This is a genomic window from Bacillus sp. NTK034, assembly GCF_017303275.1.
In the GTDB taxonomy this organism is placed as follows: Bacteria; Bacillota; Bacilli; order Bacillales; family Cytobacillaceae; genus Cytobacillus.
This window is the reverse complement of the sequence record NZ_JAFKOJ010000001.1, coordinates 1,064,423-1,080,397: the sequence shown is the minus strand read 5'-3', so window position 1 is coordinate 1,080,397 and position 15,975 is coordinate 1,064,423. Positions and strand designations below refer to the sequence as shown.

Below are 15,975 nucleotides of genomic sequence, written 5' to 3'. Positions count from 1 at the left end.
GCACCCATGAGTGCAGGTTCTTTGTATTATCATTCAGTTCCAGGCGGCCTCTTGCCTCTTTGCAGTTCCCAGATGGAGAGCCCAAAGTCCATTTGAAGATGAGGATAGTCCTTGAATTGTGTCCAATCCCCGCCCCATTCAAAACCAAGATCCTTTGCCATATCAACGACCTCCATCCAATCCGACTTACTGTTGCCGTTGCCGTCATACTGCATATCCCAGATAACCTGGCCATCTACCGACATCAGGGCGAAATCAATCGCCAGACCGAAATTATGGTAAGACTCTCCCCCTTTAGCATGCGTAACAATATTCCCCTCCACTGAGCGCCCTTTTTCGTATAGGGCATCCTGTTCTTCTATACTTCTGAAATCCTGGGTGATGACTACGTTAATGCCTTTGTCAGCAGCCTGAGCAATAAGTTCCTCTTTCTTTTCTGCAACGGCAGGGTGCAGAGCAGCTGGCGGTGGAACTTCTGTTAAGTCAGGTTCTTCTATAAAATGAATATATTGATAGAACAAAAGTCCGATAGTTGATATGAATAATAATAAAACAACAAGTCTTCTTAATTGTCTAAAAAGCAAGGTTTATTTTCCTTTCTTTGAGGGTTCCGCAGATAGATCCTTCTTATTTTAACAAGACTTTATCGAAACTTCACCTTATAAGAGAATGAATTCCATCATTTACAATAGGAAGTCAATCCTTACAGCTGGATAAGCGAAATAAATCCCTTTGCCAGAAAGAAAAAATTTATTTATTTGTTTTGGAAAATAGGTTTTGGGTATGCAAAATAGAAAGTCAACAGAGGAGGAAATAATTATGAACAAAGATCAAACAAACGGCAATGCGGATCAATTAAAAGGTGAATTTAAAAAGCAATACGGGAAGCTGACCAATAATGAATCCAAAGAAGCTGAAGGCAATATGGATAAATTAAAAGGACAGGCACAGGAAAAATGGGGAGATGCAAAAGAAGCACTGTCGAAGACTTTCAATGATCGCAGAGATTAATAAAAGTACTCAACGCAGCTTAATTGCGTTGAGTACTTTTCCATGAGCAGTTTAATTAATTAAAAAGTCGTTTTCGCCCCTAAATAACGAGGCTTCCAATATGAATTATTCATATCGCTGATTTCTACACCGCGTGATGAACCGGCATGAATGAATTTGTAATTGCCAAGATAAATTCCCGCATGTGATGGGCCGGACTTGTATGTTTCAAAGAAAACCAAATCGCCCACTTTTGGTGCTGCTACATGTTTTGTCGCGCTCCAAATGGATGCTACAGTACGAGGAATAGAAATTCCTGCTTTACCGTATACGTAATTCAGGTAGCCGCTGCAGTCGAATCCGGCAGGTGTGCTTCCTGCCCATTCATAAGGTGAACCAATGTATTTCTTTGCTTCATCGATTAGTTCATTCACCTTTGATGTCGTTTGCCCTGCTACCTGTGATTCTGCCGGCTTGCTTGATGCCGTACCAGTTACTTTTAGAGTCTGGCCGGCATAAATCAAGTCAGAAGAAAGGCTGTTCATTGCCTTTAGTTGTGAAACCGATAAGTTATGGCGAGATGCAATACCTGAAAGAGTGTCGCCTCTTTTGATGGTATAAGATCCAGTGCTTGCAGGAGCAGAAGGTGCAGCAGTGTTAACCGAACCTTTTACTTTTAGCTTTTGACCTGGATATATCGTGTCACTGCTGATTCCGTTTAAACTTTTTAGTGTACTGACGGAAAAGCCATGTGTTCTTGCAATTCCCCATAAAGTATCGCCTGATTTCACTGTGTAGCTGACAGTACTGCTAGAAGACCCGCCTGTTGAAGCGTCATGGCTGTGCGGTGCGAGCAGAGTCAGAGCTTGTCCTTTGTAAATTATCGATCCTGATATATGATTCCATGTCTTTAACTCTTCAATTGAAAGATTGTTAGAGCGGGAGATTCCCCATAAGGTGTCGCCAGACTGAACTATATATTTATTTTCATGAGCACTTGCTTCTCCATTGAACGGTGTAATCAAAAAACCAGCTGTCGCAGCCATTGTAAGTAGTTGTTTCTTCAAGTTGTACACTCCTTAAATTTCTTTGACAACCTAATATTAGTAATAATTCTAGTAAAATCCTATCTGAAAATAATGGGCTAATAGGCATAATCAACCATATTTTCATAGTATTGCCTCGAGTGGTTAAATTGTAGTAAATTTATCCTGCATTTATTGGTGGTAATTTCCAAACTATCAGAAGAAACCGGGTCGTTTTTCATCATATTTCAGATTATTCTAATTAAACTTTTTTCTTTCTAAACAAAAAATAGATCAGCATTCTTAAGCTGATCTATTTAAAGAAAACTCTTTAAATCCATATTCTCTTATTTTCTGCTCTGCGAGTAATACCCAAAGAATCAAGCTTTTCAAGAAATGGAATCATATACTTTCTGGAAAGACCCAATACTTCCTTTGCATGGCCCACTTCAAATTCAGCATCTGTGCTCTTTTTTAGTTCTTCTACCGCTTCTCTAAAATGATCACCATGCCAATAGTTTTGTGCATCCAGCGGTACGACGATTTCCTGGTCTTCTAAATATCGTTTTAAATCGCCTTTGAGATTCTCAGGAATCCCGGCGGAAGCATAATACTCATCAAAAGGCTTTACTTTATAGCCATCTTTTTTTAATTCAGCAAGAAGATTGTCAGTGCGTTTTTGCCAGCTTTTCGGTACATGAGGATAAAAACCATTATTCTGTAAAAACTGTCCTTTTCTTTGAAATGCACTTTTTTCAATCCCTGAATTTAAGACAAATTCAACCAGCATTTTAGGATATTTATTCTGCATTGCCTGCAGCAATTCTGCTTTATTGGCCCCTTGCTTCATTGGATTTTCCAGGTGGAACTCATTCAGGCGGTCAGCTATTTCTTCTTCTATTGCCTCTTTGATGGCTAATAAAGTGAATTCCTTACTGTTAATTCTCAGGAAATCTTCTTCTTGAAGTATTTCCTTAACCGTCAATTCATCCAGCGAGGTTTTTGCTGTAACCTCCGAAAGCGAAAGCACCTTATTTTCTGACAACGCAGCTTTTATGCGATCGTTCGGTGTCCCTTCTTTTTTCCTGCTTAATTCCTCAATGGTTTTTTGGCCGAACCGGTATTTTTCACCGTTCGGATCAATCACCCAGCCCCCGCCAATGGTCTCCTGGGGACTCGGTCGTCTTAAAATGAACCTGTCTCCCCTTTTGGCGACGACTTCCTCTTCTAAACGCAGCTGGCAGAGAATTTCTCCTTCTGAATTGGATAATTCATTACGGTCAAAAAAGACGATTTTACCCATGACCTCAGCTGTACCAATATGGCATTTGATCGGCATTCTCTGTTTGACGATATGCTCTAAATCTACCACCATCCTTACAGCTACATCAATGGTTTTCGTGACGCTGAAATGCTCAGACGATACAAGGACCTCGCCCCGCTCAATATCCTCCTTCGAAACACCCGAAAGGTTAATGGCTGCCCTTTGCCCTGCAAATGCCGATTTTGCAGGCTGATGATGTACCTGCAGCTGGCGTGCCCTGGTCTCGATACCAGTTGGCATGATTTTCAGAAGCTGTCCTTCTTCGACTTTTCCTTCATAAACAGTGCCTCTGATTACAGTTCCCTGGCCTTTCACCGTAAAGACCTGATCGATTGGAAGGCGGAATGCACCTTTTGCATCCCGTGTGTCCTGTTCTTTCAGCGTATGAATAATCAAACCCTTTAACTCTTCAATCCCTTTGCCTGACAGGCTATCTGTTAAAATAAATGGAACACCTTCAAAAACAGTGCCTTTCAGTTCCTCAAGAATTTCCTCTTTAACAAGGCTGGCGAACTCTTCGTCCACACGGTCAATTTTTGTTATGGCGACAATGCCATTTCGGATCCCCAGAAAATCGAGAATTTCCAAATGTTCTCTTGTTTGCGGCATAACACCCTCATCTGCTGCGACAGCCAGAATGACTAAGTCTATTCCTGCAACACCTGCAATCATTTGCCTGATAAAACGCTCATGACCCGGTACATCCACTACTGAAATTTGAATTTCCTCATCTTCATGTAAAGGGGCAAATCCCAGTTCTATGGATATTTGCCTTTCTTTTTCTTCTTTAAGCCTATCTGTATCCACATTTGTTAATGCTTTTGTCAATGTAGTTTTTCCATGATCGATATGGCCGGCCATACCGATTGTAAAGTATCTTTTCATCAAATCTGCCACCTGCTTCTTTTTGCATTCTTTTTCCACTGTATCCTGAAAAAAAGAATCTTTCAATCATCTGGTTTTATAAAGACAGCATCGCACCTATAGCTCCACAATACGCCCCATTTTGAATAAAGACAGGATTCTTGCCAAGCATGGCGGTATACTTCTTTAAAAGGTGCTTTAACGGTTCATTATGCTGAACCGTGCTTCCTATATAAATAATATCGCCAATCCGGTGCTGAACTGCTGCCTGAGTGCTTAGGAGCACAATTGTTTCTGCAATCATGTTTGTTAAACTGGCAGCTTTGTCTTCCTTGCTTACATGATCATCTTTAAATTTCCCAAAATTGCTGGCAGTCAGGCTGCCATCTATCGGTGAATTGAATGGTGCGTATATATCTTTAACCATTAAATCTGCATTCTCTGCTTTCCCGCTGCCTGCCAGCGAAACAAACGCGGAAAAATCTTTTTCACCTGTCAGCAATCTCCCCAGGCCCATCAATGTGCCACCGCCGATTCCGCTCCCGGACACCCTTGAGATTCTCCCGCCGCTGTTCAGGCAAATCGAAGTTCCTGTGCCTATACTTATTAAGAGAAATTTTTCATAAGATAAACCATCTTGCTTCATCAAATAGGATGCACCTATACCGCTAGACTCAAATTCAGGAACAATCCGGGCATTTTGAAAAAACTCATTTTTAAGGTATTCAGCCTTCCCGCCTGTCAGGGCAATTGGCGCATCACCAGCAATCATCCTCAGCCATTTCAGAGAACTATCCAGTTCATCAATTGAATATCTTTTGTAATGAATTTGACCATGTTCATCAAAAGCCATTTTCAGCAGAGAACCTCCAGCATCAATTCCTATTTTAGCAGGTTTCAAGCAGATTCCGCCTTTCCAGCTTTATCTTTTCCAATCATTTTGAATGGCAGCAGCAATAATGAAAACAGGAATATTGCCGCAATTTCCAGTGTTATTATGTAATAAGGGTAAGGTCCAAAGTAATCTATTAATGATGGATTTTCCGGCTTACGGGAAAGGAACATATAATTTCCTCCTGTTAGCTTGTTTGCGAAAAATGCCGCCGCTGCACAGAAATTCAGGAAGGTAAATGATTGGAACAAACCCTTTCCTGTTGGCCTGAATTGATGAACAAACACGAAATAAAGGCAGGTACAAACGATTAGATTATGAGTAATAAAAAATTGAAAATAGCGAAAATGAGGAAAGCCTAGAAACAGCTCAGGAGTCAGAATGGCCATTAATGCCCCTGTGACGCCAATGTAATAGACAATCTGGAAGACAGTCTTAGATTTCGATGCTAATAATAACAAGCAAAGAACTAAGCTTATGGAGCAAAGCTGAAGCGGCAGAGTGAAGGAAATATCCCATCTCCCGCCATGATAAAGCCAGAAATGGTAAAGGAGTTCCAAAGTAAAAAGCAATAGAAACATATACAGCCTGAATTCTTGATCAAGCCGGTATAAAACTTTTCTGAATATGAATAAAAGTACGGCTGCTGCGGCAAATAAGACAATCATGGCAATATGAGGTGCGGAAAAAACCATAAAAGGGAAGGCTTTATAATCATGAGAAAATACTCTGGACAAACTATTCTCTCCCTTCCGGGCTGGAGACTGCTCTCCGGGCCAGGGAAAGAATCAGTCTCCAATTAAATTATTTATTAAACCAAAGGGGATCATCATTATCTGCTTCCCCATTATAATTAATCAGAACCTCTTCACCTGCTTTAATATCTCTATAGGCGAAAAAGTCAAAGGTATGGTTGTCAAAATTGATATCATATACTGCATTTGGCTTGTAGGAATGGTTAAAAAGCATCCCATAGCCTAATAAGATAGCACTGTGATTTTTCCCGTATTCAAACGCATAATCAGCTAGAGCCGTTTTTTCAATATGCTGATGCTCTTTGTTTGGATAAGGAAGGACCGGGGCCTCATGAATCAGTTCACCCTTTTTAATATCGCGAGTAGCAAAGACTCCTCTATTATGTTCGCCATCGCTTACTGCTGATGTCTTAATTTCAATCATTTCGTTACCTGCACATTCTCGTCAATGACGTTTTATTTTTCAGCGAGCCTAAACTCGACAAATTCCAATTTATTTGTGGTTTCAAGCTGAATCACTTCAGGAGAGTCCAGCTGAATGCTATTAGAAAATAGCGGACCGTCATAAACAAACGTATGATACTCACCTGATTCACCCATTGGACATACAGGTTTTGCTTCAATTTTGCTTACAAAGTCTTGATTAAGTTCCTTGCCCAGCCAGGAGCTGTCCAATACATCTTCCCGGACACGTATGACTTTCGCTTTATAGCCTGATTCCACAAATGCCTTTAATGCCTTAAGACTATCTTTCTCCTCCATCCATAGAGGATATACTGCATCCAATCCTGCATCAGCTGCTGTTTTTTCTCCCCATTCGCGGTGTCCATCCAAGTAAAGATCCCCATATGCAATGCCTGTAACCCCATATGTGTTTTTTATTTTTCTTAAATCACTCACGAAACGTTCTGAGTAATCTTCAAAAGTACAATAAATAAACTCTGCAGGTATGGATAAGCTTTTTGCCTGAAGCTGAATTAATTCCTTTTTTTCACCATGCCCGAAGGTTCTGCCAATCTCCTGCGGAACCGTTGTAAGAAGGCATGCAACCTCAAACCCCTTTTTTATCAGCACATCCAGAGCCAGGCAGCTGTCTTTGCCTCCGCTCCAAGATAAAACGACTTTCTTCTTCAACAGTCATCACCAACTTTAATAGTATGGGAAAAAGGAAAGATGGTCTATCCTTTTTCCCCTTATTCCTAATTTAAAAATTGAAACTGTGTTCGGCTTCCTGTCTGGCTTGCAGTTACTTCCAGACGTGCATCAATTCTTTCCTTCAGCTCAGGAACATGAGAGATGATGCCTACAAGCCTTCCGCTGCTTTGGACTTCGATCAATGCTTCTATTGCCTGATCTAATGATTCGGGATCAAGTGTCCCAAATCCTTCATCAATGAACATTGTCTCAAGGGATACCCCTCCTGCGTATTGCTGCACCACGTCTGCCAGGCCAAGAGCAAGTGCGAGCGCGGCTTTAAAGCTTTCTCCGCCAGATAAAGTTTTCACATGCCTCTCCTGTCCAGTGTATTGATCGAACACAAGCAATTCCAGGCCGCTTTGTGCGTTACCCTTTGACCGGTCTGTTTTTCGAAGCAGCATATATCTTCCGCTGGTCATCTTTGATAAACGTCCGTTGGCTTCCCTCAGTATATCATCTAAAAAGGCCGCCAGGACAAATCGTTCAAAAGTAATTCGATAAGTGTTCTGCCCTTTTGAAATTTCATACAAGTGCCCGATTACTTTGTACCTTTCCTCAAGGGCTTTCATATTTTCATTTATTTCTGTAATTTTTTGCATTGTATCTTCGTTTTGCTTCTTCTTCATAAACAGATTTGTATATTGATCCTGCATCAGTTTCAATTGATCATCTGTTTCTTGTAATGATACCTGCAAGCTTTCCAGATCAGGTTTTTCAATCCCCTCTAAAACCTGCATCAGCTCATCGTATCGATCCTGTACAGAACGGACTTCTTCCCGATATTTCCTTACTTCACCTTCAAGATGCCTGATTTGATCTTCTGATTTTTTGGCATCACGGTATACTCCGTAGACTTCAAAGCCCTGGTCCTTCATGCGCTGCACAAAATTCTGCCTTTCGTCTGCAAGCTTTTGCTCGATTTTAACAGCCTGCTTTTGGAGTGTCTCGTGCTTTGCCTGTTCTGCGATATGGGCCGACTTTGCATCTTGATAATTCTGCTGGGCTGTTTCCAGCTGTCTTTGCATAGTTTCAATTTTTTCAGCCGCATTATTCAAATTTGACTCATAAGCTTCAATAGACCTCAGGTTTTCAGGAATTGCATCCGTCATCCTCACCAAGTTGCTTTTCTTTTCCGCATGCATAATGGCTGCGTCACTAATTTGGTCTTGCAGCCGGTCTATTTCTGCAGCCAGAGCTTCTTTCATCTGCTGTGTTTTTTCTAACTCAGCAGTACAGTTTTCCAGCCTTGAAGATTTCTTCTTCAGTTCAGCATGACGTGTAAGAAGATCCTTTTTTTGATCGGCAAGTGTATTTTTCAGCACAAGCAAACTTTCCTGTTTAAAATCAGTACGCTGTTTTTGTATTTGGGCTTTTATTTCAGCCAATCCACTCTCGCTGGAATTCATGCGGGACTGGGCTTCATAAAATGCCGACTCAGCTTTTGCTTTCTCAGCTTCAATTTGGGCTGCCTGTTTCTTTGCTTCCTTCAGGTCTTTTTCATCCGGAATATCATGTGGCGATACAGCCGGATTTGGATGGTGGTCTGAGCCGCAGACTGGGCATGCTTCCCCGTTTTGGAGCCTGTCTGCTAAGATTGATGCCTGTCCGTGAAGCCACTTGCCCTCCAGTTCCTCCACAAGCAGTTTGGCATCATTCAGCCTGTATGAAGTCTGTTCAAAATAATTTTTCTTATTGCTGCATGCATCCAATAATAATTGATGCTCTTTATGCAGCTCTTCATATTTATGAAGCCGTTCTATTTCGTCTGTCAGTTTCTCCAGGTTTCGTTCATTCTCAATCTGTGCAAGCTTACTCTTTTCAATGTCCTGCTTTTCTTCAGCCAGTATTTTTATTTGCAGATCAGCTTTTTGATAGGCTTCATCTTTCTGTTTTTTTTGAAGCCGGAGGTTTTCAAGATTTTTTTCAAGAGAGCGGACCTGCTTTTCCACTTTTGCATAAGAATGAATGTCCTCTTTCATACTTTGCAGGTGATTAACCTGTTCGGCAGCCTGTTTTCTTTCTTCCTCGCGGTTCTTTTCAGATTCCCATTTAACTTGCTTTTCTTTTAGGAAGGTTTCAAGAGTGCCAATATTTTTCTGAAGCTCATGAAGGTCGGCATTTGCTGCATTCAGATCTTTCTTCAATTCATGACAGAGTTGCTCCTGCTGATTGAGCAGGGCTGCTTTATGAGCAAGTACAATGGCATTCTCTTTTGCAGTATATTGGTCTCTTAGCCCTTCCAGCTCTTCTTTCCTTTTCTTTAACTCTTCTTTCGTCTTCAACTGTTTGAGCACCATTTCAGCTTCATAGATCTTTTGCTGAAGATGATCTCTCTGTTCCTTCTTCTTCTTTCCTTCTTCTGTCAGTTCATCAAGACCACTTGCCATCTCCTTGATTTCTTCTGCAAGAAGCGGCAGGAGCAGGGTGTCATTGACACTTCCTGCTTCGAGGTAAGATTTCAGCTCCTCGCTATATACAGCCTGCACCTGATTAAAATACTGATCTCTCAGTTTTACCTGTTCCTCTACCGTTCTTTTTAATTCAGTTGCATCTTCTTTTAGTTTTTCTTCTATGCGTTTGTATATTTGAGTATGGAATAACCGCTGAAGAATGATTTCCTTATCCTTGCTTTCAGAAGTAAGGAGCTTTCGGAACTCTCCCTGGGGAATCATCAGAATTTGCCTGAACTGATTGCTGTCAATGATCATAATTTCTTTTATCTTTTCATCAACATCCCTCACATTTGAAGCCAGGAGCTTTTGCTCTCCATTTTCATCATACATATACAGTTCTGCTTTGGCGCTTACTGTTGTCGTGCCATCGCCGCGCTCTTTTTTCTTTTCCTGCTGAGGAGACCTTGCAATGTAATACCTTTTATTTCTTAAAATAAATTCGAGGGAAATCTCGGTTAGTGTATTATTTTTCGCAAACTGGCTTCGAAGTTCTGGACCATTTCGATCCTCCCCGCTTGCCTTTCCGTAAATCGCATAGCTTATGCCGTCAAAAATAGTGGTTTTTCCTGAACCTGTCTTTCCGGAGATGACAAACATGGTTCGGTTTCCGAGCTCGGTGAAATCAATGCTTTCACTGTCTGCGTAAGGGCCGAACGCCTGCATCGTTAATTTTAATGGCTTCATTTCAGCGCTTCCTCTCTCAGCACTCTTTCGATCACATCGGTCATAACCTGCTGTTTATCTTCTGTAAATTCGGAAGTGGTCATTTGTTCATAGAATTGTTTAAACAGATCATTCTCCGACTTTTTTTCTTCCTTCATCGATAGGAAGGAGCTTTTTTTCTTCATATCTGTAACGGCTATTCTTCTTTCAAGGTGAAGAACATTCGGGTAGACCTGTCTCAGCTTATTAATTGGATCAAGCAATGCACCTTCATCAAAAAGGGTGATTTTCAGATAGTCATCAAGGTTCTGTTTTTCATAGAAAGCCGGATCCATCAGTTCATCCAGATGCCCTTCGATCTCTCTCAAGTCTTTTTTGGGCTTTAATGAACGGGTACGCAAGTCAAATTCCCCATTTTCCTTCATTTCTATAATAGAAATGGATTTTTCCTGTTTAGCTTCTGAGAAAGAATATTTTAATAGGGAGCCTGAATAGCGGATCTTGTCATGCTTTATGGCATCAGGACTATGCAAATGTCCAAGTGCGGTATATGAGAAAGGATCAAAGCTGCTTGAATGGACACAGCCTGATCCTCCGACAGAGAGTGTCCTCTCCGAATCACTGGTAGCACCGCCCAGTACAAAAGCATGTCCGACAAGAACGTTCGGTTCATTTGGGTTCAGGTTCTCTTCAATTCTGCTCACAATCGCTTTCATTGCATCATCATGGGAGTACACACGGTCATCATCAAGCAAATGTCTTACCATTCCAGGTTCAGCATATGGAACCAGATAAAAATTCACACCATTAATATGTATGGGCTTAAAATCATTTACCAGTTTTCCAGACAGGTAGAACTTGCTTTGTTTATACCAGGAGCTTCCAAAGGACAGTCTTTCAGCGCTGTCATGGTTTCCGCCTATGGCAACAACAGGTGTATTGAGCTCTGCATTTATTTTAAATAGAATTTCATTCAGCAATTCTACAGCATCAGTCGGAGGTACGGACCGGTCATATAAGTCTCCTGCAATGACGACTGCATCCGGCTTTTCTTCCTCTACCACATCAATAAATTGATGCAAAAAATGACGCTGATCTTCGGTCATATATACACCATGGACCAGCTTGCCCAAATGCCAATCAGCGGTATGGATAAATTTCATATCTTACACCCTCTTTTCCTTGCCTGAGATTCTTTCTGCAATGTTACCATTATACCAAATCAAAAAACGGCAGAGGCTCAGCAAAATTTAATAGAACATTCGTTCTAATTATATCAGGGATTTTATCCAAAACATAGCATTGTTCAAAAAGAAAAAGAGCCAACATAGGCTCTTTCTTCTATTGCTTTTTTAGGTTAGGAAAGTTGATCAAAATGGCAATAATGCCGCAAATGCCAATTAATATTGGATAAATGGAATATGTCATGATGCTCACAGGAGATATGGCAGCGAGCCCGGAAGCAGCCAGCATCTGAGCCCCATATGGGATAGTCCCTTGTACAAAACAGGCAAATATATCAAGAATACTTGCTGATTTACGCGGATCAATCTCATATTGATCTGCAATTTTTTTGGCAAGCGGCCCTGCAATAATGATGGCAATTGTGTTATTGGCTGTAGATAAATTGGTCAGAGAGACAAGTGACGCAATACCAAATTCAGCTCCCCTGCGGGATTTTATTTTGCTTGTAGCCATGTGCAGCAAGTAATCGATTCCGCCATTAAAACGGATGATCTCAACCAATCCGCCAATGAGTATTGCGATTATCGCAAGGGTCTGCATGCCGGCCATTCCCTCGGCAATCATCTGAAGGAATGAAACAAAAGTATAGCTGCCATCTGCGATTCCGATCAGTCCTGCAAGCAGAATACCCCCGCTAAGCACAAGAATGACATTCATGCCAAGTAAAGCTGCAGCCAATACGCCCAGATAAGGAACAACTTTCAAAAAACTGTAATCCCCGCTTGTTACCGCGCTTTCCTGACCAGCAGTTAAAATCCCAAGAATCAAAGCTGTAAGCAATGCAGCAGGCAGGACGATTAAGAAATTCACACGGAATTTATCGGTCATTCTCGTTCCTTGTGTCCTGACCGCTGCAATGGTCGTATCAGAAATAACGGAAAGATTATCCCCAAACATGGCACCGCCTATTATTGCTGCCATGGCCAATGCTACAGATATATCTGTTTCTGCAGAAAGAGCTATACCAATTGGAGCAAGTGCCACAACGGTCCCCATGGACGTTCCCATCGATAGTGAAATAAAGCAGGCAATGATAAAAATTCCGACCATCAGCAGATTCTGAGGGATGAATGAGAGTGCAAGATTCACGGTCGAATCAACCGCACCCATACCTTTAGCCGTTCCAGAAAAGGCCCCTGCCAGGATAAAAATGATGGCCATTAAAATAATATCAGGATGTCCTGCTCCTTTCGTGAATATCTCCACTTTTTCCATAAACGGCTTTTTTCTGTTCATTGCCAGTGCTATTCCGGCTGTAGCGGATACAATGACAATGATTGGAATGCTATTGAAATCTCCTGTTACTATGCCGCTTCCAATAAAAATTAGAAGGAAAGCCATAAGCGGCAATAAAGCCCAGGGATTGCCTTTGTTTTTCATTAAAAATCTCCTCTCCGAATAGATTTTCCAGCAAAATAAAAAGACCTCTTCAAGCAAGAAGAGATCTTAACAAATCAATCGTTCTCTTCTTATCTGCCAAGCACCTATGCTTGCTGGATTTGGCACAGCGCTCTATAGAGCCCGCTGCCGAGACATCTTCGGGCCAGTCCCTCAGTCTCTCTTGATAAGCGATTCATATGAAATTATTCTGAAATAACTCACGTTTGAAAATTATACAGGAAACTCGTGAAACTTCAAGCACTTTTTTGTTGTGGATTAAGAATCTGAATAATACTTTAAAGGTGAATAACGGAGATTGAAATTAAAAAAAGCCGCAATGCGGCTAAAAACTAGTGAAGTTCTTTAGAATTTGGAGGGTTATGCCCCTTTTTCAGCTCCTGAAAAATATCATCTGAGGCTTGAGGTGCAGGCTGAACGGGTGACTGCAAAATCATTTCTCCCATAAGCCTTTTAAACTCTCCAACAGTTAAAGGCTTCGCATCATTCATTAACTCATACCCAAGCTGTCCATTCGGTTCAAGAGTTGCCATTTTGACATCTGAAATTTTTGTGATTCCGCTGGTTCTGAGCCTCATTTCCAGCTGATCAGCTGTAAAGCGCAATTTCCTCATATTTGCTGTTTTAAGTTTCCCATCCTCAATCACTATTTTAGATTTGCCCGTGATAAATTTTTCAACAAAATTAAACTTAACCTGAAGATATTCCATTAATATTAATGATCCAATTAAGATAGCTGCTGCCACAATCGTTTTCCAAACACTAGTCTCAACGATCGGCTGAATAATGATGGTGCCTATTGAAATCATCACAACTGTTTGGGCTAGTGTCATTTGCGAGATGGATTTTCTTCCGGCCACACGCAAAAGCAATACCCCTGAAAATATTAAAAGGACTGATTCCCATATAAAGTTCATCTATTGCCACCTCCCTTTTTCTCATAGGGTATGGCATAGCAGGTACATATATACAATCGGTGAAAAATAAAACAGCCTGACCATATGGCCAGGCTGTTTTTGTATGGGTCTGTCGATTATAGTTTAGTTACGTTAGCTGCTTGAGGTCCGCGTGCACCTTCAACAACTTCGAAAGAAACTTCTTGGCCTTCTTCTAAAGATTTGAAACCTTCAGATTGGATAGCAGAGTAATGTACGAATACGTCGTTTCCGTCTTCACCTTCGATGAATCCGAAACCTTTTTCAGCATTGAACCATTTTACTTTACCGTTTTTCATGAAAAAAATCCTCCTATTGGCTAGAAAAAGCCATGTGTAAATTCACCATATACACGCTTATAACTTTACGTTCATTACTCATCCAGACCATTGCCTAACGGTTGAAAAAGCAGCTAGCAAAATATAAACACGATGCATAACGGCTGATTCAAATTTAGCATTTATAGGGAGAAATGTCAACTAGCATGGCCGTCTGAAGAAGGTAATTTTCAAACTATTCCGCCATTTATCAGCATTCAATTATATATATATCTATTAAAGATAGCTTCTCCTATTTTAGAGGCGAGCAAACAAACCAATTATATGAGGCTTTCATAAAATATAGAAAATAATATCAGGAGGTGAGTGCATTGAACTTATATGATTTTTTAAACCAGAATTATTACATGCTGGTGCCTGCTTTGTGGGTAATTGGTTATGCATTGAAACAGACACCAAAAGTCCCTGACTGGTCCATCGTATGGATTCTTGTGATCATTTCGGTTTCCGCAGGCAGCTTTGCATTTGGGTTTTCTTTTGAAGGGCTCCTTAACGGAATTGTTGCGGCAGGTGTTGCAGTGCTCGGACATCAAATGATGAAACAGACAATAGAAGGTGCATACAGCAATAAAAAGAAATAGGTTATATCAAAAAAAGTTCATCCCGCTTGGGCTGAACTTTTTATTTACTCTATTATTTTAAGCCGGCCAGGACTTTTTCAATATCTTCTGCTGTCATTTCCTGTGCTTTTGCAAAACTGTATACATGATTCGATGCCCAGGAATCATAAAGCCTTGCAAGATCATTTCGGTCATATACTTTATTGGCAAATGTGCTGAAAAAATAAACAATCAGGACATTCACGACATTTTGCGGAAGCTGTTTTCTGTTTGCAAGCGTACCCAAAGCGATTTTTTCCAATCCTCTAATATTGCCGCCTGTTAAATGTTCAACTATTTCAAGCGGGGAAGCAGTTTCACACTTTTGCACAAAATCAGGGTCATTTAATAAATTTAACATAGGTCTCTCCCCTCTATAGCTTCTATTTATACACATTTGGAGGAGATCAATAAACCCTTTTGGGTATTTTGTATCAAAAATGATATAAATAGCAGAGATTTGTTAAATAAATGTCACTTGCCTTTAGGTTACCCGCGAATAAACCCTCCCTCGGAATGAATCACCTGCCCTGTTACCCACTTTGAATCTTCACTTGCCAGAAATGCTGCCAGATTGGCTGCGTCTTCAGGCTGGCCGATTCTGCCGGCAGGAAATTTAGGCAAAAGGTGATTTCTTATCTCCGCATTCATCCATGTGGAGTCGGTTGGACCAGGGTTAATCGCATTGACGGTTATTCCTAAATGAGCAATTTCTGTTGACAGAGATCTGGTAAATGTCGTAATGGCTGCTTTAGTAGAAGCATAGGCCAGTTCACCGGGCATTGGTCCCAGCTCCTGTCCTGAAGTCATATTAATAATTCTTCCATATGGCAACTTCCATTCCGGAAATCTTTTGGAGAATTCTGTACAAAGAAGAAATACGGCTCTCATATTAACCGCATAGTGTGCGTCCAGAGTTTTTGCGTCAAGATCAAGATAACCATCTCTAGTTGAATGTGCTGCATTATTAACGAGGACCATCGGCTTTCCAACTGTTAAGGCAACGGATTCCAGTACCTTTTCTGCTGATTGACCATCCGATAAGTCTGCTTCAAGGCCTTTGCATGCAACACCGCTTTCCGATATTACCTTGCAGAATTCTTTTTCCCAATGGGGCTCGGCATCCCAATAAGTAAAAAATATATTAAAACTTCGGCTGGCTAGCTTTCGGCAAATAGCAGCACCAATGCCTTTATGGCTGCTGACGCCTGTAACAATTGCAGTTTTATTCTGCTGATCCATTCAGCGTTCCCTCCATTTTGGGCCTGCTGCAGCTAGCCTGGAGATAAAGATTCCA

Annotated in this window: 16 protein-coding genes and 1 riboswitch; of the genes, 2 read left to right on the top strand and 14 right to left on the bottom strand. The window is 41.1% G+C overall.

The genetic code is table 11. The features are described from left to right. Positions 1-29 precede the first annotated feature (29 nt). Complete coding sequence (locus JI665_RS05365; RefSeq protein WP_206837239.1) at positions 30-584, bottom strand: M15 family metallopeptidase; 555 nt, start codon at positions 582-584, stop codon at positions 30-32. Positions 585-819: 235 nt separating this feature from the next. On the opposite strand from JI665_RS05365, the gene JI665_RS05360 reads away from it, so the two are divergent. Then, complete coding sequence (locus JI665_RS05360; RefSeq protein WP_206837235.1) at positions 820-1,011, top strand: CsbD family protein; 192 nt, start codon at positions 820-822, stop codon at positions 1,009-1,011. Positions 1,012-1,070: 59 nt separating this feature from the next. Here JI665_RS05360 and JI665_RS05355 read toward each other — a convergent pair whose 3' ends face one another. The 11 genes from JI665_RS05355 to JI665_RS05305 form a co-directional block, all read right to left on the bottom strand. Beyond that, complete coding sequence (locus tag JI665_RS05355; RefSeq protein ID WP_206837233.1) at positions 1,071-2,057, bottom strand: LysM peptidoglycan-binding domain-containing protein; 987 nt, start codon at positions 2,055-2,057, stop codon at positions 1,071-1,073. Positions 2,058-2,346: 289 nt separating this feature from the next. Next, the gene (gene selB / locus JI665_RS05350) at positions 2,347-4,224 is read right to left on the bottom strand and encodes a selenocysteine-specific translation elongation factor (RefSeq protein WP_206837228.1); all 1,878 of its coding nucleotides are present in this window, start codon (positions 4,222-4,224) and stop codon (positions 2,347-2,349) included. A gap of 76 nt (positions 4,225-4,300) precedes the next feature. Next, positions 4,301-5,104, bottom strand: coding sequence for a type II pantothenate kinase (gene coaW / locus JI665_RS05345; protein ID WP_206837225.1), 804 nt, complete (start codon positions 5,102-5,104; stop codon positions 4,301-4,303). Continuing rightward, positions 5,101-5,832 (bottom strand): TIGR02206 family membrane protein, encoded by a 732-nt coding sequence (locus tag JI665_RS05340; RefSeq protein WP_244671078.1) that lies wholly within the window; start codon positions 5,830-5,832, stop codon positions 5,101-5,103. The genes coaW and JI665_RS05340 overlap by 4 nt, the downstream gene beginning before the upstream one ends. Before the next feature lie 67 nt (positions 5,833-5,899). Then, positions 5,900-6,274, bottom strand: coding sequence for an SET domain-containing protein (locus JI665_RS05335; RefSeq protein WP_061791647.1), 375 nt, complete (start codon positions 6,272-6,274; stop codon positions 5,900-5,902). Positions 6,275-6,306: 32 nt separating this feature from the next. Then, the gene (locus JI665_RS05330) at positions 6,307-6,984 is read right to left on the bottom strand and encodes a diphthine--ammonia ligase (RefSeq protein WP_206837221.1); all 678 of its coding nucleotides are present in this window, start codon (positions 6,982-6,984) and stop codon (positions 6,307-6,309) included. A gap of 65 nt (positions 6,985-7,049) precedes the next feature. After that, a complete protein-coding gene (locus tag JI665_RS05325; RefSeq protein WP_206837218.1) occupies positions 7,050-10,184 on the bottom strand; it encodes an AAA family ATPase in 3,135 nt (1,044 codons plus the stop codon). Then, a complete protein-coding gene (locus tag JI665_RS05320) occupies positions 10,181-11,326 on the bottom strand; it encodes an exonuclease SbcCD subunit D (RefSeq protein ID WP_206837214.1) in 1,146 nt (381 codons plus the stop codon). The genes JI665_RS05325 and JI665_RS05320 overlap by 4 nt, the downstream gene beginning before the upstream one ends. A gap of 178 nt (positions 11,327-11,504) precedes the next feature. After that, positions 11,505-12,788, bottom strand: a complete 1,284-nt coding sequence (locus tag JI665_RS05315; RefSeq protein ID WP_206837211.1) for a Na+/H+ antiporter NhaC family protein — start codon at positions 12,786-12,788, stop codon at positions 11,505-11,507. An 86-nt stretch (positions 12,789-12,874) separates the two neighbouring features. Beyond that, a riboswitch (SAM riboswitch) is annotated at positions 12,875-12,979 on the bottom strand. Between the two features lie 159 nt (positions 12,980-13,138). Then, complete coding sequence (locus JI665_RS05310; protein WP_206837208.1) at positions 13,139-13,723, bottom strand: DUF421 domain-containing protein; 585 nt, start codon at positions 13,721-13,723, stop codon at positions 13,139-13,141. Positions 13,724-13,839: 116 nt separating this feature from the next. Next, on the bottom strand, positions 13,840-14,040 hold the full coding sequence (locus JI665_RS05305; protein WP_009334826.1) for a cold-shock protein: 201 nt from the start codon (positions 14,038-14,040) through the stop codon (positions 13,840-13,842). Between the two features lie 341 nt (positions 14,041-14,381). On the opposite strand from JI665_RS05305, the gene JI665_RS05300 reads away from it, so the two are divergent. Further along, the gene (locus JI665_RS05300) at positions 14,382-14,660 is read left to right on the top strand and encodes a phage holin family protein (protein WP_370225039.1); all 279 of its coding nucleotides are present in this window, start codon (positions 14,382-14,384) and stop codon (positions 14,658-14,660) included. 52 nt (positions 14,661-14,712) lie between these two features. Here JI665_RS05300 and JI665_RS05295 read toward each other — a convergent pair whose 3' ends face one another. Together JI665_RS05295 and JI665_RS05290 are read right to left on the bottom strand one after the other, a co-directional pair. Then, the gene (locus tag JI665_RS05295; RefSeq protein WP_206837202.1) at positions 14,713-15,039 is read right to left on the bottom strand and encodes a hypothetical protein; all 327 of its coding nucleotides are present in this window, start codon (positions 15,037-15,039) and stop codon (positions 14,713-14,715) included. Between the two features lie 128 nt (positions 15,040-15,167). Next, the gene (locus JI665_RS05290) at positions 15,168-15,920 is read right to left on the bottom strand and encodes an SDR family oxidoreductase (RefSeq protein WP_206837199.1); all 753 of its coding nucleotides are present in this window, start codon (positions 15,918-15,920) and stop codon (positions 15,168-15,170) included. Between the last annotated feature and the right edge of the window lie 55 nt (positions 15,921-15,975).